This is a genomic window from Bifidobacterium sp. M0404 (assembly GCF_016101415.1).
In the GTDB taxonomy this organism is placed as follows: domain Bacteria; phylum Actinomycetota; class Actinomycetes; order Actinomycetales; family Bifidobacteriaceae; genus Bombiscardovia; species Bombiscardovia polysaccharolytica.
On the sequence record NZ_JACFQP010000001.1, the window covers coordinates 113,951 to 133,301 of the forward strand.

The following is a 19,351-nucleotide window of genomic DNA, read 5'->3' on the forward strand; positions in this document are numbered from 1 at the left end:
TCATCGCGACAGGTAGGGGTTGCCGGTGATGATGAACCTCCGTAGGGTCTCCTTGGCGTGGGATATGCCAATTCGGGGGGTTGCCGTGATGGTCTCGTCCTGGTCCAGACTGGCGGCTGCCAGGCGGATGGGCGGTTTTCTGAGGTCATGGCCGTAGTTTCGCTTGTCGATGTCCAAGGCCTGACAGAGCTTGGCAGGACCGTTGGTCAGTTCCCGGTCCGGGTGATGGCCGTGCCTGTGGCTGCGCAGAAGGTCCAGACCCTGCACTGGCTGGCAGGCTCGAATCAGCACGCCGGCACCGAATCCGTCCTCCTGGCAGGAGATGTTCATGCAGTAGTGCATTCCATAAGTGAAGTAGACATACATGTGTCCGCTGGGACCGAAAAGGGCATCGTTGCGGGCCGACCGTCCATGGTAGGCATGGCTGGCCGGATCATTTTGATCGTAGGCTTCGGTTTCCACGATCCGAACCCAGGCCTGCTTTCCCTCCGACTCATAGTCCCGGATGATCAGGCAACCCAGAAGCATCCGGGCTGCCTCCTCTACAGGGCGGTCCAGAAAGTCAGGGAAGACCAGATGATCATCCTGGCTTGAACCGGCCTTCATTCTGTCTGATCCTTGCGGACCCAGACCGCGCGCTGACCGCGTGATTCTGGCTGAATGCAGACGAAATTGTCCTGGTGGGGCAGGGCGGCGACCTGTGGATGGTCGTGATCGTAGGGCCCCTGGGCTTGGGCGCCGCCGGCATCACCGACCTGGGCAAAGAAGTCTTCGGAGGCATCCTTGAACCAGGTCCACTCCTCCGGCAGATCCTCCTCATAGAAGATCGCCTCCACAGGGCAGACAGGCTCGCAGGCACCACAGTCGATGCATTCGTTGGGGTTGATATACAGGTTCCTGGGGCCCTCGTAGATGCAATCTACCGGGCACTCGTCCACGCAGGCCTTGTCTTTGACATCCACGCAGGGCTGGGCAATCACGTAGGTCATTGCTTCATTCTCTTTTTTGAATTGTTGTCCGCTTTCGATACTTTCAGGAAGCATCCTTTTGGTGAGGTCAGAGGTTTCAGCAGTACACGGGCCTTTCTGTCCCTGGTCGCGCTGTTGCTGCTCTCCACGAATCCCTGGACCATGCCCCGATGGATTGTGCAGATAATTGGATGGCTGCTGACGCTGTCCAGGAAGGGGCATGAGGTCAGATACAGACTTGCTGAATCTGACCCCGTCCTTACCGGTGCAAAACCCAAGGTATTCAGAACATTCAACAGCGTCTGGGCGATACTCGACGGCACACTCTTTTCTGCATGCTCCCGCCTCTGCTGGGCCAGGGTCCGACCCCAGGCCAGACCTGCTTTCAGCGCAGCCGCATTCCTGCTCCGAGTATCGGGGCAGGCAGTCTCGAGAGCAGTGCAAAGCGAGGAGATCATATCCTCCCTGGCGTGGTTCGTGGACGTGGGGGAGTAGATGACAGCCGGTCTGCCTCGACCGACTGATTGACCATCACCGTCTCTTGTTTGGCGGACTGTCTCGCCCTGTTTGACCAGATGCTCAAGATGGAAACGAGCAGTCGTCGGATGGATGCCGAAGGCTGCTCCGATCTGCTGCGCGGTTAGACCTGTACCGGTCCGTTCGGCTGACGTATGCAGATAATCCAAGATTGCGGAGCGAATCTCTTCCCCGCTTCTTCGCCTGGAGGGGGTTTGGTCCCGTCGCTTGCGGGCTTGAATTTCCTGACTCATCGATTAAATTGTATAACTATCAAATCAATTATCAACCCAGGGCAAGGCGGACAGATCCATGCAGAGCGACCAGAAGATGCGCAAGTCCGGAGGCAAAACAGCCTTACCCAGGTCCAGGATGGCCCTTCTCATAGGCGCAGGTCTGGCTGCACTGCTTGGCCTTATAGCGGCGCTGATTCGTGCGGATCTGATCCACCCTTCAGACAGGGTGCCCTTGGCTGATCTGCATGGTGGGCTCATGGTCTATGGGTTTTTGGGCGCTGCCATCGGTCTTGAGAGGGCAGTGGCTTATCGCAGTGGCGGATCCAAGAAACCTTCCTGGGGATTTCTCGCTCCCGCCTTGGGCTTGCTGGGGTCCCTGCTCTGCCTGCTTTCGCTGATGGTTTCAAGCCGCGCTGCTGCCCCGGCATGGGTCAGAGTGGAGCTTTTTGGCGGCATTCCGTGGACTTTGTCCATGTTGGTTTTGACAGCCATGTATCTGGCTATCTGGCGGCGGCAACCTTCTGCAGAGGTGCTCATACAGATCCTTGGATCCCTGGTGGGTCTGGTCGGAGCTTTTGGATGGGTTGCAGGATTGGATGCCTCGGTTCTGGCTCCAACCTGGCTCTTTTTTCTGATTCTGACCATCGTCGGGGAGCGGGTGGAGCTGGCCAGGGCGGTCTTCTCGGGTGTCCGTCTCGAATCGGGAATTCTGGGTCTGAGCCTCCTGACCGTCCTGATGCTGCCTGTTCAAGCCATGGCACCTTCGGTCGGTTATCCGCTTCTGGGATTGTCCCTGGGCCTGCTCCTCCTGGTTATGGCCAGTCACGACGTAGCCAAGGGCACCTTCCGTCACGGCGGTCTGCCAGGATTCATGGGCACCTGCATGCTGTCGGCCTACGCCTGGGGACTTCTGGCTTCCCTCATCTGGATGGTGGCACCTCTGGATTCCAGCACCTACTGGGGCGATATGGCGCTGCATGCTTTGGCTGTGGGATTCATCATGACCATGGTCATCGCCCATGTCTGCATGATCGTCCCCTCGGTCATTCGCAGGCCTCTGCCTTTTCATCCCCTCCTCTGGGGTGCTTGGGCGCTCATGCAGGTTGGCTTGCTAATCAGGCTCCTTGGAGCCATCCGGCTCTACACGCCCTTATGGAAGGCGGGGAACCTGCTGAATGTCTTGGGAATCCTCTCCATGATGCTGACCGTAGTTTACCTGGCTGCTCGTGGCAAGCAGGTCCTGGCTTCCAAACGCTACCGTCGTCGCCAGCCCAAGGATTCGCATACCGAACTTGTTGGGACCTTGGCCCTGCGGGCGGACCTTGTTGCCACCTCGGCTACTGTGCTGATCTTGGTGGCAGCGGTGGTCTTGATGGCTCTGCGGCCGGCGCTGGCTGTCTCCGTCGGGGCAACGCCCAATACTGGAGGGGTTCAGGACGCATCGTCGAAGAGCATCCAGCCGACGGGAAACACTAGAAGAGCTTCAATCAGGGTAAAGGGGATGGCCTTTGTGCCGGATACCATCGCCATCGATGCAGGCGACCGGCTGGTTGTAGATTTTCGGAACACCGGAGATCAGCGGCACGACTTGGTTTTTGCCAATGGCAAGAGCACGGGATCCGTGCCTGTAGGCCAGAGCGTCTCGGTCGATGTGGGAGTCCTGGGCGGCGACACATTAGGATGGTGCTCGCTGGCAGGACACCGTCAGATGGGCATGGAGCTCAAGGTCAAGACCAAGGGTGGAACGACTACCGAGCAAATACAGTCCTCCGCTCGGAAGATGACCAGCAACCAGGCCCCTTCAGCAGCCAAACTCAAGGCGCAGGCTGAGAAGAGCGAACCTGCCAAGGCCACTCTTCCACCCTTGGATGACCAGGGGAGGGCTGGAACAAGAAAATACACTTTGAATGTCAAGGAACGCAAGGAGCAGGTTGCAGCAGGGCTTGAGCGCACGGTCTGGAGCTTCGATGACGCGGGCGATCCGCGGGATAAGGGATCGAGGCCCTTGGCTCAGGGTCCGGTGCTCAGAGGCCGGGTGGGAGACACCTTTGAAGTAACCATCAGAAACAAGGGAAGCATGAGCCATTCCATTGACTTTCATGCCGGCCCGGCTGTTCCCCAGACCATGATGCGCAACATAGAACCAGGCAAGGAGCTCCTGTACACCTTTACTGCTGATCGGGCCGGCATATGGATGTACCACTGCAGCAGCGACCCCATGTCAAACCATATAGCCAACGGCATGTATGGAGCTGTGGTCGTGGATGATGGCACCCTGCCGCCAGTGGCTGCGGAATATGTTCTGGTCCAGTCCGAGATTTATCTGGGGTCCAATGGAGGGACTGCCGATGCTGAAAAAGTAGCGGCCATGACCCCGGATATCATGACCTTCAATGGACGGGCCTTTCAATATGATGCACACCCTCTCAAGCTGGAGAAGGGGCAAAGGGTCCGCATCTGGGTTCTGGATGCCGGCCCCAACCAGCCGCTGTCCTTCCATATCGTGGGAACCCAGTTCGATACGGTCTGGACTGAAGGCCGCTATCTGATAGGCGGAGGTTCAGGAGGGAATTCCGCTGACTCATCAGCCGGAGCACAGGTCCTGCCCTTGCTGCCGGCCCAAGGCGGCTTCGTAGAGCTCAAGGTCGATCAGCCTGGCGACTATTCCATAGTCAACCACGTCATGAGTCTGGCCGAAAAGGGCGCCCACGGCATCCTGCGGGTGTCGTGAAGCGATCAAGCGACGTGCATTGCTTTTAGCCAGATGGTTGCCAAGTTTCGGAACTGATCCGATCCTTGGACTAATTGGAGAGGTAGTTCCTGCCTGGTCGCCTGTGCTGTGCCTTTCTGATTGTCTACCGTCTCCAAGCAGGAAGGTTGAGACGCAAAAGCATCCATGGAATCGCAGGCGGATAGGAAAGTTGTGGACTGGGTCCGAGCGATCAATCCTGCAGCTGGAGGCCCTTGCCGTCCATCTGGTAAGTTGTGTATGCCGATGCCACCCAAGAAGAAAGTAAAGATGGCTGCTGTGACCTTCTGTTTGTTCGACATGCCCGGTCCGCTGACATACTGGGTCTGAAGTTGCCAAGGCTGAATTTGGGTCGGTCCATTGGCGCCGTTGGGTTGAGGTGTATATGCGGTTTGCCCGTAGGAGTTTTGTGGTCCTCGTTGAGTGCTCGAAGCCTGCCAGGGTTGATCCGCATTCGGGTACCCGTTGGCAGCTGTTGAATGATTCCCCTGCGGGGAAGCAGTCTCGTAGCTTTGACTGGAAGGCTCTTGGCCCTATCCCTTATAGTCGGAGTAATTCTGGCTCGCCTGAGCTTGGTCTTGATTGTCGCTTGGTTGCTGATCCATTGGTTGATGCCGATCGTTCATGGCTGTCTTTCTTGTCCATATTGCTTCTGCAACTGCGATCGTCGCGAGCCGTACATGGGTAACGCATTCTGCTATGGCAAGATGGACAAGAACACGAAGAACCCTTGCTCCTTAGGTAGAAGCAGGGAGGGCTAGTGGTGACCCCGGAGAGATTCGAACTCTCGACCTACAGATTAGAAGTCAGTTGCTCTATCCAGCTGAGCTACGGGGCCAAACCCTTTCATTGTACCCGCTTTGATCCACCGGCGGGTCAAATCTATGAAGCCTGGTCGGCGAGGGCATCCGAGATGGTCTGAGCCATAGCAGGAACGGTCATGCCATACCTTTCCATCAGGGTGGCTTGGGGAACCCGGTCGTTGAACTCCTTGGTCGCTCCGAAGGCCAGGGTGCGAACGTGAGCAGGTCCGTAATATGCAGCCACTGCCTGTCCCCAGCCGCCGTCCAGCTGACCGTCCTCGATGGTGGCCACAAGGGAGTGGGTGCTGGCCAGTGTATTTAGGGTCTGCTCATCCAAGCGGTCATAGCGATGTGGGTCCACCAGTGTGGGCTTTAGCCCCATGGACTCCTCCAAGGAATCAGCCAGGTTACGGCCCAGCGGCAGGGCATCGCCGAGAGCCAGCAGGGCTACTGTTCTGCCCTGTTGCAGGATACGATAACGATCCCAAGGCTGGCCTTCGGCCGCAGGATTTGAGGTTGCCGGCGCTGTCGGCTTCCCGGCCCGTTCTGTAGCCAGTGTGCGATCGCCGGGCACCCTGATTACCACCGGCTGCCGAGCCGGGCCAGTGGCCCAGGCCAGCATGTCCAGAAACTCGGCCCCGCTGGTCGGAGCCAGGCAGGTCAGTCCGGGGATGCCCCGCATCATGACCATGTCGGCCGTGCCTGAATGCGTGGCATCGGTTTTGGCAATGCCGGTGGAAAAGACCAGCAGGGTCACAGCGCTGCCGTTCAAGGCCATCTCCTGTTCGATCTGGTCGTAGGCCCTCTGGAAGAAGGTGGCCGAGGTGGCGACCACAGGAGTGCCTCCGGCCTTGGCGATGCCCGCAGCATAGGCTATCGCGTGGGATTCGGCGATGCCCACGTCCCGGTAGTGGTTTCCAGCCCGCTGGCGGAAGTCAGGATCGATGCCATTGGACAGCGGCGTGGCAGGGGAGATGACCGTTAGGCCCGGCTCTTGTGGGAACCTGGACTCCAAGGCCTGCATGGCCATTCTTCCGTAAGTCTTTCGCGAATTGGGCAGGCGGTCCAAGGAGTCCAAGCCGTCCTGCCAGTGGTTGGCCTCCACCGGGCCTTCGGCGGGCAAATCGGGCAGGGAAGTCATATGAGCGGGGTTCCTATCGCTCTGGGCCACGGAAGCCGGTCCAATCTGTCCTTGACTGCCCTTTCCCAGTCCCAAGCCCTTGCGGGTGTGAATATGGACCACCATCGGATGATCGACGTCCTTGACCCGACGGAAGGCCTCGATTAGGTCCTCAATACGGTTGCCTTCCTCCACGTAGCAGTAGTCCAGCCCAAGGGCACGGAAGGGATTGTCTGAGCTGTGCCCCCCGGTGGCACGGAGGGCAGCCAGGCTCTTGTAGAGTCCTCCGTGGTTCTCGGCAATGGACATTTCGTTGTCATTGACCACGATGATCAGGTTGCCGCCCTGTTCAGCAGCCCAGTCCAGCCCTTCGAAGGCAGGCCCGCTGCTTAGGGAGCCGTCCCCGATGAAGGCGATGATGTTGGCCTTGCCACCGGTCGCATCCCGCTGGGCGGCCATCCCACAGGCCAGGCCGATCGAGGTGCCGGTGTGCCCCAGCATGAAATCATCGTAGGGGCTCTCCTTGGGCGAGGTGAATCCGGACAAATCCTCCTGAGACTCAGGGTCCGTGTAGGCCCGGCGCCGACCGGTCAGGATCTTGTGGGTATAGGCCTGGTGAGAGACATCGAAGATCAGATGATCATGAGGCATATCAAAGACGTAGTGCAAAGCGATGATGGGCTCGATGGTGGCCAGGTTGGAGCCCAGGTGACCGCCGTGACGTCGACAGAAGCGGATCAGCAGCTGACGGATCTCGTGGGCCAGTCGATTCAGCTCTTCCAAGGAGAGAACCTTCAGATCCTTTGGGGAGTCGATGCTGTCCAGAAGCTTGCCCATAACCCTCCTGTCTGTTTCTGTCATGCAATCCAATGATTCTAGGTCCGGAGCGGCGGTTTGGAGACGCTGAGTACCCGATGTTCACCAGGCCCGGCCTTTACATCCATAGGACCGTCACGATTGGCTGGCTTCTCCTCTGCCTTGCGTAGTATCAAATGTGCATGAACATTGGAGGGCCGATGGCTGACAATACACATGAAGGGGCACGCGTCGCAGTGATCATGGGATCATCGAGCGACTGGGAGACGATGAAGGAAGCCTGCCGGATGCTGGACCGGTTCGCTATCGTCTACACCAAGGAGGTAATCTCCGCCCATCGCACACCTGGGCGCATGGCGGAGTTCGCGCATCAGGCCCGGAGCCAGGGCATAGGGGTCATCATCGCCGGGGCCGGAGGAGCAGCCCATCTGCCTGGTATGGTGGCGGCCCAGACCACGTTGCCGGTCATCGGAGTGCCAGTGAAGTCCCATGCACTGAGCGGGGTTGATTCACTCCTGTCCATCGTGCAGATGCCTGCCGGAATTCCTGTGGCGACCACGGCCATTGGCGCATCCGGGGCCACCAATGCCGGCCTGTTGGCGGCTTCGATTCTCTCCATCGATGACCCAAGACTGGCCAAGGCCCTGGACGACTACCGTGCCGAGCTGGCCCGATCCGTGGAGGCGTCCAATGCCCAGCTTGTCTGAGGAGACCGAAGGGAGAATTGATCACTTGGAGCCGGGGTCCGTCATCGGAATCGTAGGCGGCGGCCAGCTGGGACGGATGATGGCCCTGAGCGCCCGCTACCACGGATTCCGCATCGGTGTGTTGGATCCCACGCCTGATGCTCCCGCGGCTCAGGTTGCTGACTTCCAGGAGACAGCCGACTATGGCGACCTCGATGCCCTCAAGCGGCTTGCTGAACGCAGCGATGTGCTCACCTACGAGTTCGAGAATGTGGATGCCGATGCGTTGGACCAGGTGAGGGATCGTGTGGCCATCCCTCAGGGGACTGATTTGCTCAGGGTCACCCAGGACCGGGTTCACGAGAAGACCTTCATCAACCGCCATGGCATTGATACCGCCCCTTGGAGGCAGGTTGACAGTCTTGATCAGGTTGATGCAGCCCTGAAAGAGCTGGGAATGCCCGCTGTGCTCAAGACGCGAACCGGTGGCTATGACGGCCACGGCCAGGCGGTCCTGCGCACCAAGGATGATCTTCAGGCCTTGCAGGCGCGGATGAAGGGCCGGGACTTCCCGCCCTCCGTGTTGGAGGGGTTCGTGGACTTCGCCTTCGAGGCCTCCATACTGGTCTCAGGCAACGGGAAGGACTATGTCACTTTCCCCATGGTGCGCAACGAGCACCGTCACAACATCCTGCACATGACTCTGGCGCCGGCACAGGTCGAGCCTGAAATGGCCGACCGCGCGCGTGACATGGCTCTGACTTTGGCTGACGGCTTCAAGCTGGCCGGCACCTTGGCCCTTGAGCTTTTTGTCATGCCCGATGGCGGTCTGGTAGTCAACGAGTTGGCCCCGCGCCCCCATAACTCCGGTCATTACACCATTGAGGCCTGCTCCATGGACCAGTTCGATGCCCACGTCCGGGGCATCGCCGGGTGGCCCCTGCCCAATCCTCGTCTGCTCAGCCCGGCGGTCATGGTCAACGTTCTGGGCCAGCATGTGGCCCCGGTCAGAAAGCTGCTGGGGAAGCACCCCGAATGGTACCTGCATGATTATGGCAAGGCCGAAGTGCGCACCGACCGCAAGATGGGGCATCTGACGGTGCTGACCGACGATCTGGAGAAGACGGCCAAGGATCTGGAGGCCACAGGCTGCTGGTCCGACCTGGACTGAACCGAATCCTCACATCTGTCCCGGCAATCCGGATGTAGGCTTGGTGGAGCCCAAGGAGTGTGTCTAATCATGAACGCTGGCTCATCCGTCGGCCGCCGGACGCGGCAGAAGAACGCTATCTGGAGGATTCTTCAGTCCCAGAACGACTTCGTCTCAGCCAAGGAGCTGCACAGGCTTCTTCGCGATTCGGGCCAGCGGATCGGCTTGGCCACTGTTTATCGGCAGCTGGGCTCTCTGCATATGTCCGGCAGCCTGGACTGCATTGAGCATGGGGGCATTCGCCTCTACAGGGTCTGCCTGGCCCAACGGAAACACCATCACCATCTGGTCTGTGAACGATGCGGCAGGACCGTGGAGATCAGCCCGCCGGACGATGGCTGGCTGAAGGCAGTGGCAGCTGAGCATGGCTTTACGGTCTCCTCGCACACCTTGGAGGTCTATGGCCTGTGCAGCAGCTGCCAGGGCCACTCTGGTCAGGCGGACGTCAGCGATCCTCCCGGCCCTTGGGCATGATGGTCTTGATGGCATCCCATGCCTGCGAAGCCTTGAGATTGGGTAGGTAGGCCTGGACTACAGCCAGTCCGATCTGGGCCAGCTGAGCCGGGTCGGGATAGCAGATATAGACCGGGTGCTCGCTGGGCTGGAACTTCTTCTTGAAGAAGAAGAGTGAACGGAAGCCATAGGCCGGTTCCATCAGGTCTGCCACCATATGCAGGGCATGTTGCAGGAAGGCAGTCTGATCCTCACTGCTGTCCATGCCGGCCAGGGGAGCGGCCGACAGGCTCATGAATTCCGCCGTGCCCTGGTCGCGCAGCCGTTCGGCCATCCGTGCGATCAGGAACTCCATGATTCCATTGGGGCTGTCGGTCCTGTGCCTCATGAAGTCCAGGGTCCAGCCGATCACCTGGCCCTGGCGGTAGGTGGGCATCCAGCTGGTCACGGCCAGCACCTTGCCCTGGTCGTCTACGGCGTAGAGGATGGCCATGCGCGGGTCCCTCAGCTCATCGAGGCCACCTAGGGTGAACTTCATCTCAGGAAGCGCCTTGAGCTCGGCCCACTGCTCCGAGATGTCCACAATCTGCGACTGGACGTCCCAGGAGGCGTCGTTGAATGTGGTCAGCACGTCGGTGATCTTGTCGCGCTTGGCCTTGTTGATGGCTGTGCGAATGTCCTGCCATTTCTTGCCCTTGGTCTGCCAAAGGCTGGGGGTGACCACCATCTCCGAGCCGACTGTCAGGGTGGACCAGCCCCTGGCTGCCAGCAGATCACGCTGGGGCTTGTGGACGCTGTAGAAGACCGGTGACCAGGAATGGGCGTTGCAGAAACGGGTGAATTCGTCCAGATCATCCGCATACTCCTCAGGGTCGCCGAAGGGACCAGTGGTGGTCAGGGCTATGCTGTGCAGGAGCCGGTAGGCGATGGCTGAACGGCCGCTCTGGGAGAACCAGTAGCTGTTGCCCTCCCAAGTGGTCATGAAGGACATGCTCTCGCCTCCGTACTCGACCAGTCGATCGGCCTCCTGGCGTTCGCTGCCGTTCTGGATGACCGAGCTGCGCATCCAGGAGAGCAGGACTACCAGGACCACCAGCCAGAAGATCAGCCCGACTCCGTGGCTAACGATTATCCCCGTCGGAGTACGTGGTGCCAGAGCCGGCCGGAAGCGCGAGGCCACACCATTGGGCAGGTAAAGCTCGGGCAGTTGGGAGAGCGCTCTGCTGGTGGTGGGCCAGGGATGGAAGGAGCCGGGACTAACTGCGGTGAAGGCCAGATAGCCCACGGCTGTGGCCAGAAAGGCCAGACCGATGGCTGCCCAGCCTGCCTGTAGGCGTGAGGCCTTGGTCCGTACCAGGAAGATGCGCAGGTTGCGCGCCAAGAAACAGTTGAGAATCAGCGGAGGAAGAGTGATGATCAGCAGAGAGGGAATGGCACCGTGACGGATGGCCTGGGGCAGGCCGTCGCCGATGGTCAGCGGGAAAACCAGGTAGTAGAGCACAGCCAGGACGATGGTCAGGCCGTTCAGGACCAGACTGGTGACAGCGGCAACCCGGCGGCCATGGTAGATGCCCCAGGCCACCACCAGCAGGACCAGGGTGGGCATGATCAAGGACGAGACGCTGGTGGGTGCTCGACCGGCGACCAGGCCATACTGTGCATAGCAGCTGGCCTGATTGTTCTTGGCCAGGCAGCGGGACAGGGCGGCGCTGCCGCCAGGGTCCGAACCCAGGAACATACCCAGCGGGGTGAAGAATCCTGCACGGATTTTGGAGGAGACAGTGACCAGTGGGCCAAGAGCCAGAACCGTGGAGACGGCTCCCAGCAGGTGGCGGGTCTCGTATGAGCCGCTATGGCCATGCGGATTGGCGTCCTTGACCGGTCCGTGCCAGAGGTGGCCGGTCAGGTGGCCGATGAGCGCTGCCGCCAGGGCGCAGTAGTAGCCGGGGTTGCCGGTATATAAAACCATCAGGATCAAGGCCGTGTAGCCTATGGTGGCGATCCTGCGCCGCCAGAGGAAGTCGCTGAAGGGGATGGATGCCATCAGGGATCCGACCACCAGGATGATGGGGCTGAGTGTCATGGGCACCCGGATGAACCAGGCCCAATGGTCCTGAAGGGCATTGATCAGGGTGCAGATGACCAGCCCGATAGCCGCGCCGCCTACAGCGCTGATGACTGAGGTGATCACGGTGCGCCTGCGACCCAGTCGGGTCTCGGCGATGCATAGCATAACTAGGACCAGGGCCACATCTATGACCAGTTGCAGAGGACCGGGGGTGATGACTAGGGATACCAGCAGCCGTGCGAACTGGACCAGGAGCGAGGGACGCCCCTGGCCATGAACAGGATGTGGCGCCTGGTGAATGATCAGGTCGGACAAGGGCAGGCCCAACCGTGTCCTGCCGGGGATGCGCAACAGCCAGATCAGCAGCCAGCTGATCAGGTTGAGCAGGACCAGTCCGAGGCTGAAAGCCAGCGCAAAGGCGTGACGTCTGATCCATCGGGTCAGGTCCCGCAAAAGTACGGTCTTAGCCGAAGGCTCCATCAGTCCGGATCCCTTATTCGTTGTCTCCATGATTGCGGCGGCTCTTTCTGCTTATCTGCTTGAACGCTTTGGCCTGTCGGCGGTTCAGTCGAGGCTGGTTTCGATAATGTTCGGAAAATCTGCAAGCGGCCGGGACATTGGCCCTAGTCCCATGGCTTCGCCCATCCACTCCAGCCCGGGTTCCCAGGCGGTTTTGACTGTGTGCCAGTCATGGCCCGACCCCTGGGTGACGACGGCCTGCACCTTCATGCCTGCCTGGGTGGCGGCCTTGGCAATGACCATCATATTGTGCTGGGACTCCTTATCGTTGGATCCGGCTGCGGTGAACAGGCGCTGGCGGGAGGGTGCCCGCTCCAGCATGGCCCTGGCTGGGACCTGGGCCAGAAAGCGTCTTTTGTCGCCGCCGAAGTAGTCGCGGATCATCTGCTCTTGCCGACCCTGGGTCGGTTCTAGCTCTCCGTCGGCCGGGAGCATGTTCCCGTAGATGTCGGGATGCCGTGCCCCAAGCTGGGTAGAGCAGGTCCCGCCCTGGGAGAATCCGCCTATGGCCCATTGTTGGGGCTGGTCGGCGACGGGCAGCTCTGTGCGGATCCAGGCAGGCACGTCCTTGCTTAGGTAGGTTTCTGCCTTCCCGTAGACCGGGGAGTCCACGCACAGGCTGTTGTGGGAGGAGGACCCGTTCTGGTCGGGGGAGACCACCACTGGTGCCAGGCCCTCGTGCCGGGCGGCGTAGGCATCCATCATGGCCGGAATGGCTCCAGCGGTGAAGAGCCGGTCGGGACTGCCGGGCTGGCCGGCCAGAAGAACGAATACAGGCAGTGCAGGCGGTCTGTCACTCAAGGCGGCGGGCGGCAGGTAGACATCAGCTGGCCGGGCCGCGAACCGGGAGCGCCCGTTGGGGATGAGCATGCTATAGGAGCGGCCGGCACTCGGATACGAGGGCAGTTCGCCCTTAGATGCCAGGGATCGCCACTGGGCCACGCTCATGGCCGGTCTGGCTGCCTTGTGGTCTCGGTAATCAGGGTAGAGGGAGACGCTGAACAGGGACCCCAAGGTGGTGAATTCGCCGTAGATGATATCCACGCGAAGACCGGTGGAAAGCAGACAAAGCAGGACGGTCAGTGCGGCCAGGATCCGGCGCCACCCCCGAGCGGTGATCAGGATGCAGACGGCGAACCCCACGGCAAGAAAGCCCAAGGCCACGCTGATGATAACCATCCAACCCAGGGAGACACCGAAGAGCATGAAGACATCGGAGACCAGCCAGGTGGCCAACAGTCCCAAGGCTCCTATGCCCAGGGCAATGGCCGCCTGCCGCAGCAGGGTCCGCCAGCGTCCGTGTGTCAGTCCGGTCAGCGTCAGCACGATCAGGGCCAAGGCCGTCAATGCAAACAGTGACGCAGGCAGCCACCCCTGGGTCAGATGGACCTTTGCCAGCCATGCACCCATGCCATTCCTTCCAAGGAAAATACATCCGCAGTTCAGTATAGGGAATGTTCGGGCTCACGGAGACTATTTAGGCAGGCATTCATTCTTGACAGGCCCGAATCCCCGGATCCCGGTCACGGGTTCGTCTATGGTAGATTTATTGATAATCAATCTCAGTAACGTTCAGCAGGTACGGCAACAGGCCCATATAGCGCCGCCGCCAGGAAGGAATCCCCATCCATGCACTCCAGCAGTACACGCTTCCGTCGGACTCGAACCTTGGCCGCAGGCCTGCTGGTCGGATTGACCCTACTGACATGTCTGACTGGCTGCGGGAAGAGCGAATCATCCTCGTCAGCTACAAAGTCCAGTACTCTGCAAGTGGTGACCAGCATCAATCAGTGGCAGTCCCTGGCCGTGGACCTGGGAGGGGACCAGGCTCGGGTGGATACTATTCTGAGCAACACCTCCACTGATGCCCATGACTATGAGCCGACAACGGCAGACATCGCCCGGATCAGCCGCGCCGATCTGGTCATAGTCAACGGGGCCGGCATTGACGACTGGGCAGCCAAGGCCGCTGAAACCGGGCAGGCCCGGCTGGTGGACATATCCAAGGCATCAGGGCACAAGGCCGGAGACAATCCCCATCTTTGGTTTTCCTCCCAGAGCAGGAGAGCGGCTGCCAAGGCTGTGCATGAGGCCTACCGGCAGCTGCGCCCAGGTCGCGGGACCGACTTTGACAAGGCCTACCAGGACTGGCAGGGTCGACAGGCCCGGCTGGACGATCTGATTGCCAAAGCGCGCAAGCAGACCCAGGGCCGGCACTATGCGGCCACGGAATCAGCTGCCTACTATCTTTGCCATGATCTGGGCATGGAGGATCTGACCCCCGAAGGGTACCTGCGGGCGGCCGCCAACGAAAGCGAACCCTCGCCGGAGGACCTGGTGGCCTTCCGCCATTTGCTGGCATCCAGCCAGTTGGACATGTTGGTGCTCAACACCCAGGAAGTCAACCGAACATCCAAGGATCTGGCCATTGAGGCCCGTAAAGCCCATGTGCCGGTGTTCGAAGTCAGCGAGCAGCGCCCCGATAAGTACCGGAACCTGGAGGATTGGATCAGCGCCCTGGTCCAGCAGGTGCCGGGCGCCAAGGCCTGACGGGTCCACTTCCTCTTCATGTTCGCTAAAGGGTGTTCTCACGGGGCTTGTCGTCCTTGATGGGAACAATGGCACAGGTATCGGTAAAGGCCCTTGGGGCCCAGTCGCCAAAGTCAGGAGTAAGCGGTGAAGGATCGTAAGCGTCAGCCCGGCCGGTGGACATCCTGGGTGCAGAACATGACCGGACGTCTTCGGGTGCGTGGGTGGATCTACCTGCTCGCCTTCATCCTGATCGACTTCCTGTCAGTGGGCATTCTGCAGTGGGGGGTCTCCCTGAACAGCTCCCGGGTAGAGCTTTCCAACCCGCTGATCGGCTTCTGGGGCTTCATCTCGGCCATGTGGACCCAGCGTCGGTTCGTCCTGGTGCTCAACATGCTGGCTGTGGGCCTGGTCTACCTGGCTCTGGCCTATCTGACCAATCGATTCTGGGCGGCATCAGGGCTGATCCTGGCCATCTGCGCGGTCATTGCAGTCATCGAACGTTTCAAGGTGCGTGCACGGTATGAGGCCGTTCTGCCCTCGGATTTGGATTTCCTCCATGCCGATGCGGCCAACCTGCTCACCTTCCTGCCGGCGCGGTCCCTGCTTATGATCGGGTTGGGAGTCCTGGCCCTGGTCATTCTCGGAGTGCTCTGCTGGTTGGTGACACGGATGGATGCCCGTTGCGGCCGTCCGGTGGCCACTGGCAACAAGCCCCTGGGCGCGGGACTGCGCACGGTGGGGGTCCTGGTCCCGATCCTGGTGGTGGCACTGTTCATGTCCACTGTGGGGACCTATGGCAGCCCCGCCTATCGCTTCTCGCAGTTCATGGGCGACATACCCTCCATGTGGGACTCGGTCTATGACGCCCAGCGTAACGGGGTCTTCGTGTCCTTCTCACGGCAGCTGCGCCCCAAGGTCATGGACCAGCCCGCAGGATACAGCCGTGCCACCATGCAGTCCCTGGCCCACCGCTACCAGCTTTCGGCGGACCGCATCAACCGTGACCGCAAGTTCTATATGAATGAGTCGAGCCTGGTCTACATCCTCTCCGAGTCGTTCTCGGATCCCACGCGGGTGCCGGGTGTCGCACTCAACCAGGACCCCATGCCCCATATCAGATCCATCAAGGAGGGCACCACCAGCGGACTCATGCTCTCCTCCGGCTACGGCGGCGGCACGGCCAATCTGGAATTCCAGGCCATGACCGGCCTGTCCATGGCCAACTTCGATCCCTCGCTGACATCCCCCTATCAGCAGGTCATTCCTCACCTGAACTGGATACCCACGGTCAATCAGGCCTGGGGGTCGCCATCCAGGTCATTGGCGTTCCACCCCTATGAGTCCTCCATGTATTCCAGGGCCGAAAACTACAAGAAGTTCGGCTTCTCGCACTTCTACTCGCTGACTGGCCCTGACCAGATAGCCCACCAGGACCGCATAGACCGCAGCCAGTATGTGGGGGATCGCTCTGCCTATGATTCCGCTCTGGAGCAGATGGGTGACGACAAGGGCAACCAGTTCGTCGAGGTCATCACCATGCAGAACCATATGCCCTACAACGACTGGTATGACGATAACAACTTCTCGGTCAACTCCTCCGACCCCAACAGGCCTCTAGGCGACGATGAGATGCAATCCATCCGCACCTACGCCAAGGGGGTCAGTCTGACCGATCAGGCCACCGCAGATTTCCTAAACAGCCTGGACTCCCAGAGCAAGCCGGTCACTGTGGTCTTCTACGGGGATCATTTGCCCGGCATCTATGGCACGGCCAGCTGGGACGAGCACAACTCCCTGGCCCTGCATCTGACCGACTACTTCATCTGGTCCAATAAGGCCTCGGATTCCTCGGGAGCACAGGTCAGCAACAGCGCCTATTCATCGCCCAACTTCTTCCAGGCCCAGGCGGCCGAGCACATGGGTGCCAAGGTCTCGCCCTTCACGGCTTTTCTGACCGAGCTGCACGAAAAGATCAGCGCCATCGAGCCTCCGGTGGCCAACCAGATCCAGGACTGGAACAGGATTCCTGCAGGGCAGACCAACTATCTGGATGCCCAGGGCCAGCCCATGAACGCCCGTGACTTCGACCGGGCCACCCGACAGCTCCTGAATGACTACAAGCTGATCCAGTACGACATCATGGCAGGCAAGCACTACCTGCAGGGAACCGGCTTCACCGCCACGCCCACCCGCCGTTCGGATGCCGCCCGGCAGAAGGTCAGGGAACGGACAAAAGAGCAAGCTCGCCAGAAGGAGCAAAACCAGGATAAGGACAGCGAGAGCTCGACCAGTTCGGCCAACTAGGCTTCCAGGCCGCGGTGGCCGATGTCGTGCCGATAGAAGAGGCCGGGCATCGACAATCCATCCAGCCGGTCATAGACTCGGCGGGCTGCCTGGGCCAGATCGTCGCCTTGGGCCACAACCAGGGCGGTCCTTCCCGAAGAGGATGTCAGACCAGTTGAAGCCGAGCCGGACACTCCGGCATAGTAGGCTCTGAGGTCAGGCTCCGGAGCAATCAAGGGCACGGGCACCCCTGTCTTGGGATTGCTGGGATAGCCCTGGGCTGCCAGGACCACACCCAGGCGGCTGTGGGAGCTGTCCCAGGTGAATTGAGGCTCTCCGCCCTCCATCAGGGTGCGGATGGCCGTGCCCAAATCGCTGGTCAGGGCAGGCAGGACTACCTCTGTTTCCGGGTCTCCCAATCGTGCGTTGAATTCAATGACCTGAGGGCCCTGGTCGGTGACCATCAATCCCGTGTAGAGAACCCCGGTGAAAGGACTGCCTTCCTGGGCCAGGGCACGGACGGTGGGGGCGACGATGGCATCCAAAGCCTTTTGAGTCAGTTCCGGTCCGAACTGGGGCAGAGGGGAGTAGGCTCCCATGCCGCCGGTGTTGGGGCCCCGATCCCCGTCATAGGCGGGCTTGTGGTCCTGCGATAGTGGCATGGGCCAGAACTGCTCACCCCGGACGAAGCACATGAGCGAGCACTCCTGGCCCACCAGCTGATCCTCGATGACCACCTGGGCTCCGGCCTGTCCGAACTTATGATCGATGAAGATGGCATCCAGGGCCTTCATGGCCTGGTCAAGGTCGGCGGCCACCGTTACGCCTTTGCCGGCTGCCAGCCCGTCGGCCTTGATAACCACCGGTGCGCCGTGCGAGCGCACATAGGCCTTGGCTGTTTCCAGGTCATGGAAGACCGCATAGTCGGCGGTGGGGATCCCATGCCTGCGCATCAAGTCCTTGGCAAAGCCCTTGGATCCCTCGATGCGGGCCGCAGCCTTGGTGGGTCCAAAGGCGGGGATGCCGGCAGCCTGCAGTTCGTCGACCAATCCAGCCGTCAGAGGAGCCTCGGGTCCGACGAAGACCCAGTCGATTCCCAGCTCGCGTATTGCAGCGATCAGTTTTTCAGGCTGCGAGGAATCCTCTTGCAGCAGGCTGATGCCGTCCGGCTCCATGCCCGGGTTGCCCGGGGCACACCAGACCCGATCCACTCCTGGCCCAGCCAGCAGGGTGGTGGCGATGACGTGCTCCCTGGCTCCCGACCCGATGACCAGTACCTTGTCCGCCATGATGGGCTCCTCTCGTTATTACTGACGACCGTCTTCGTTAAGGATGACCTGCTGGCCGTTTTGAGCACGCGTCACCCGTCCGATCAGGGTGTAGGACTCCTGCTCCCCATCCAGGACTGCGCGTGCCTGGTCCAGCTGGTCAGGGGAAACGACCAGAACCATTCCAATGCCCATGTTGAAGATGTTGTACATCTCCAGATGGTCGACCCTGCCCATCTCCTCGATCATCATAAAGATGGGCGGCACCTTCCAGGCATTCAGGTTGAAGCTGGCAGCCAGCCCTTCGGGCAGAATCCGGGGCACCTTCTCCACGAAGCCGCCTCCGGTGATGTGTGCAGCGCCCCTGAGCAGGCCGGAGGCGAAGAGTGGACGCAGGGCCTTGACATAGATGCGGGTGGGTGTCAGCAGTTCCTCTCCCAGGGTCCGTCCGCCAAGCTGGTAGGGCCGATCCTCCAGCTTCATGCCCCCCTGGTCCAGCAGGGCCTGGCGAATCAGGGAGAATCCGTTGGAGTGGACTCCTGAGGAGGGCAGGCCGATCAGCTGGTCGCCCTCTTTGATGGCCGAACCGTCCACCAGGGACTCCCGTTCGACCACACCCACGGTGAATCCGGCCAGGTCGTATTCATCAGGCTGGTACATGTCAGGCATCTCTGCGGTCTCCCCGCCTACTAGGGCGGCCCCGGCCTGGACACAGCCGTCGGCCACGCCCTTGACCACCTGCTCCAGCAGAGCCGGGTCGTTGTGTCCGCAGGCGATGTAGTCCAGGAAGATCAGCGGTTCGGCCCCCTGGGCGATGATGTCATTGACGCACATGGCCACGCAGTCCTGACCGATGGTGTCATGGCGGCCGGCTTCCCGGGCCACCATCAGCTTGGTACCCACGCCGTCAGTGCCCGAAACCAGAACCGGATGGCGGTAATTGAGCGCAGACAGGTCGAAGTCGCCGCCGAAGCCGCCAATGTCTCCGGCGCCCGGCCTATGGGTTCTGGCCGTGTGGGAACGGATTCTGTCGATCAGTTCATATCCGGCCTCCACCGATACCCCGGCCTGCTCATATGCCTTCGGCATGGATGCCCCTTTCTCTGCGCTGCCTGTTCTGCTCT

General features: G+C 60.6%; 15 protein-coding genes and 1 tRNA gene. 6 read left to right on the forward strand and 10 right to left on the reverse strand.

What is annotated here, in order from left to right; translation table 11 throughout:
* From H3T93_RS00505 to H3T93_RS09095, 3 genes are read right to left on the reverse strand one after another with little or no spacing between them, the layout of a single operon-like run.
* Positions 1-606, reverse strand: coding sequence for a DNA-3-methyladenine glycosylase (locus H3T93_RS00505; protein ID WP_144177460.1), 606 nt, complete (start codon positions 604-606; stop codon positions 1-3).
* Positions 603-989 carry a ferredoxin gene (gene fdxA / locus H3T93_RS00510; RefSeq protein WP_029678651.1) on the reverse strand — a complete coding sequence of 129 codons (387 nt, stop codon included), beginning with the start codon at positions 987-989 and terminating at the stop codon, positions 603-605. The genes H3T93_RS00505 and fdxA overlap by 4 nt, the downstream gene beginning before the upstream one ends.
* Positions 986-1,738: a helix-turn-helix transcriptional regulator gene (locus tag H3T93_RS09095; RefSeq protein ID WP_232348585.1), complete on the reverse strand. Its 753-nt coding sequence runs from the start codon at positions 1,736-1,738 to the stop codon at positions 986-988. The genes fdxA and H3T93_RS09095 overlap by 4 nt, the downstream gene beginning before the upstream one ends.
* Before the next feature lie 58 nt (positions 1,739-1,796).
* On the opposite strand from H3T93_RS09095, the gene H3T93_RS00515 reads away from it, so the two are divergent.
* Positions 1,797-4,451 carry a multicopper oxidase domain-containing protein gene (locus H3T93_RS00515; RefSeq protein WP_232348586.1) on the forward strand — a complete coding sequence of 885 codons (2,655 nt, stop codon included), beginning with the start codon at positions 1,797-1,799 and terminating at the stop codon, positions 4,449-4,451.
* 779 nt (positions 4,452-5,230) lie between these two features.
* Here the strand turns inward: H3T93_RS00515 and H3T93_RS00520 are convergent.
* Both H3T93_RS00520 and H3T93_RS00525 read right to left on the reverse strand, forming a co-directional pair.
* Positions 5,231-5,307: transfer RNA gene (locus H3T93_RS00520), tRNA-Arg, on the reverse strand.
* 44 nt (positions 5,308-5,351) lie between these two features.
* On the reverse strand, positions 5,352-7,253 hold the full coding sequence (locus tag H3T93_RS00525; protein ID WP_232348587.1) for a 1-deoxy-D-xylulose-5-phosphate synthase: 1,902 nt from the start codon (positions 7,251-7,253) through the stop codon (positions 5,352-5,354).
* Between the two features lie 155 nt (positions 7,254-7,408).
* Between H3T93_RS00525 and purE the strand changes: the two genes are divergently transcribed.
* The 3 genes from purE to H3T93_RS00540 all read left to right on the forward strand — a co-directional run bounded on the left by purE (position 7,409) and on the right by H3T93_RS00540 (position 9,578).
* Entirely contained in the window at positions 7,409-7,915 is a 507-nt protein-coding gene (purE, locus tag H3T93_RS00530) for a 5-(carboxyamino)imidazole ribonucleotide mutase (protein ID WP_110425545.1), read from the forward strand.
* The gene (gene purK, locus H3T93_RS00535) at positions 7,899-9,065 is read left to right on the forward strand and encodes a 5-(carboxyamino)imidazole ribonucleotide synthase (protein WP_110425544.1); all 1,167 of its coding nucleotides are present in this window, start codon (positions 7,899-7,901) and stop codon (positions 9,063-9,065) included. The genes purE and purK overlap by 17 nt, the downstream gene beginning before the upstream one ends.
* A 69-nt stretch (positions 9,066-9,134) precedes the next feature.
* Positions 9,135-9,578, forward strand: a complete 444-nt coding sequence (locus H3T93_RS00540; RefSeq protein ID WP_046323168.1) for a Fur family transcriptional regulator — start codon at positions 9,135-9,137, stop codon at positions 9,576-9,578.
* Here the strand turns inward: H3T93_RS00540 and H3T93_RS00545 are convergent.
* From H3T93_RS00545 to H3T93_RS00555, 3 genes are all read right to left on the reverse strand, one after another.
* On the reverse strand, positions 9,550-12,135 hold the full coding sequence (locus H3T93_RS00545) for a bifunctional lysylphosphatidylglycerol flippase/synthetase MprF (RefSeq protein WP_144177459.1): 2,586 nt from the start codon (positions 12,133-12,135) through the stop codon (positions 9,550-9,552). The genes H3T93_RS00540 and H3T93_RS00545 overlap by 29 nt on opposite strands.
* A gap of 54 nt (positions 12,136-12,189) precedes the next feature.
* Positions 12,190-13,554 carry an alpha/beta hydrolase gene (locus H3T93_RS00550; protein WP_144177458.1) on the reverse strand — a complete coding sequence of 455 codons (1,365 nt, stop codon included), beginning with the start codon at positions 13,552-13,554 and terminating at the stop codon, positions 12,190-12,192.
* A 152-nt stretch (positions 13,555-13,706) separates the two neighbouring features.
* Positions 13,707-13,928 (reverse strand): hypothetical protein, encoded by a 222-nt coding sequence (locus H3T93_RS00555; RefSeq protein ID WP_186363905.1) that lies wholly within the window; start codon positions 13,926-13,928, stop codon positions 13,707-13,709.
* Here H3T93_RS00555 and H3T93_RS00560 point away from each other — a divergent pair.
* Together H3T93_RS00560 and H3T93_RS00565 are read left to right on the forward strand one after the other, a co-directional pair.
* A complete protein-coding gene (locus H3T93_RS00560; RefSeq protein WP_186363904.1) occupies positions 13,918-14,694 on the forward strand; it encodes a metal ABC transporter solute-binding protein, Zn/Mn family in 777 nt (258 codons plus the stop codon). The two genes, H3T93_RS00555 and H3T93_RS00560, sit on opposite strands and share 11 nt — an antisense overlap.
* Before the next feature lie 126 nt (positions 14,695-14,820).
* On the forward strand, positions 14,821-16,980 hold the full coding sequence (locus H3T93_RS00565; RefSeq protein ID WP_144177456.1) for an alkaline phosphatase family protein: 2,160 nt from the start codon (positions 14,821-14,823) through the stop codon (positions 16,978-16,980).
* On the opposite strand, the gene purD is transcribed toward H3T93_RS00565, so the two are convergent.
* On the reverse strand, positions 16,977-18,248 hold the full coding sequence (gene purD, locus H3T93_RS00570; protein WP_144177455.1) for a phosphoribosylamine--glycine ligase: 1,272 nt from the start codon (positions 18,246-18,248) through the stop codon (positions 16,977-16,979). The genes H3T93_RS00565 and purD overlap by 4 nt on opposite strands.
* Positions 18,249-18,266: 18 nt before the next feature.
* Positions 18,267-19,316 (reverse strand): phosphoribosylformylglycinamidine cyclo-ligase, encoded by a 1,050-nt coding sequence (gene purM / locus H3T93_RS00575; protein WP_144177454.1) that lies wholly within the window; start codon positions 19,314-19,316, stop codon positions 18,267-18,269.
* Positions 19,317-19,351 lie beyond the last annotated feature (35 nt).

Coding starts and splice junctions, on each gene's coding strand:
- H3T93_RS00505 (WP_144177460.1), bottom strand. CDS start 606: ATGAAGGCCGGTTCAAGCCAGGATGATCATCTGGTCTTCCCTGACTTT.
- fdxA (WP_029678651.1), bottom strand. CDS start 989: ATGACCTACGTGATTGCCCAGCCCTGCGTGGATGTCAAAGACAAGGCC.
- H3T93_RS09095 (WP_232348585.1), bottom strand. CDS start 1,738: ATGAGTCAGGAAATTCAAGCCCGCAAGCGACGGGACCAAACCCCCTCC.
- H3T93_RS00515 (WP_232348586.1), top strand. CDS start 1,797: ATGCAGAGCGACCAGAAGATGCGCAAGTCCGGAGGCAAAACAGCCTTA.
- H3T93_RS00525 (WP_232348587.1), bottom strand. CDS start 7,253: ATGACAGAAACAGACAGGAGGGTTATGGGCAAGCTTCTGGACAGCATC.
- purE (WP_110425545.1), top strand. CDS start 7,409: ATGGCTGACAATACACATGAAGGGGCACGCGTCGCAGTGATCATGGGA.
- purK (WP_110425544.1), top strand. CDS start 7,899: ATGCCCAGCTTGTCTGAGGAGACCGAAGGGAGAATTGATCACTTGGAG.
- H3T93_RS00540 (WP_046323168.1), top strand. CDS start 9,135: ATGAACGCTGGCTCATCCGTCGGCCGCCGGACGCGGCAGAAGAACGCT.
- H3T93_RS00545 (WP_144177459.1), bottom strand. CDS start 12,135: ATGGAGACAACGAATAAGGGATCCGGACTGATGGAGCCTTCGGCTAAG.
- H3T93_RS00550 (WP_144177458.1), bottom strand. CDS start 13,554: ATGGGTGCATGGCTGGCAAAGGTCCATCTGACCCAGGGGTGGCTGCCT.
- H3T93_RS00555 (WP_186363905.1), bottom strand. CDS start 13,928: ATGCTGGTCACCACTTGCAGAGTACTGGACTTTGTAGCTGACGAGGAT.
- purD (WP_144177455.1), bottom strand. CDS start 18,248: ATGGCGGACAAGGTACTGGTCATCGGGTCGGGAGCCAGGGAGCACGTC.
- purM (WP_144177454.1), bottom strand. CDS start 19,316: ATGCCGAAGGCATATGAGCAGGCCGGGGTATCGGTGGAGGCCGGATAT.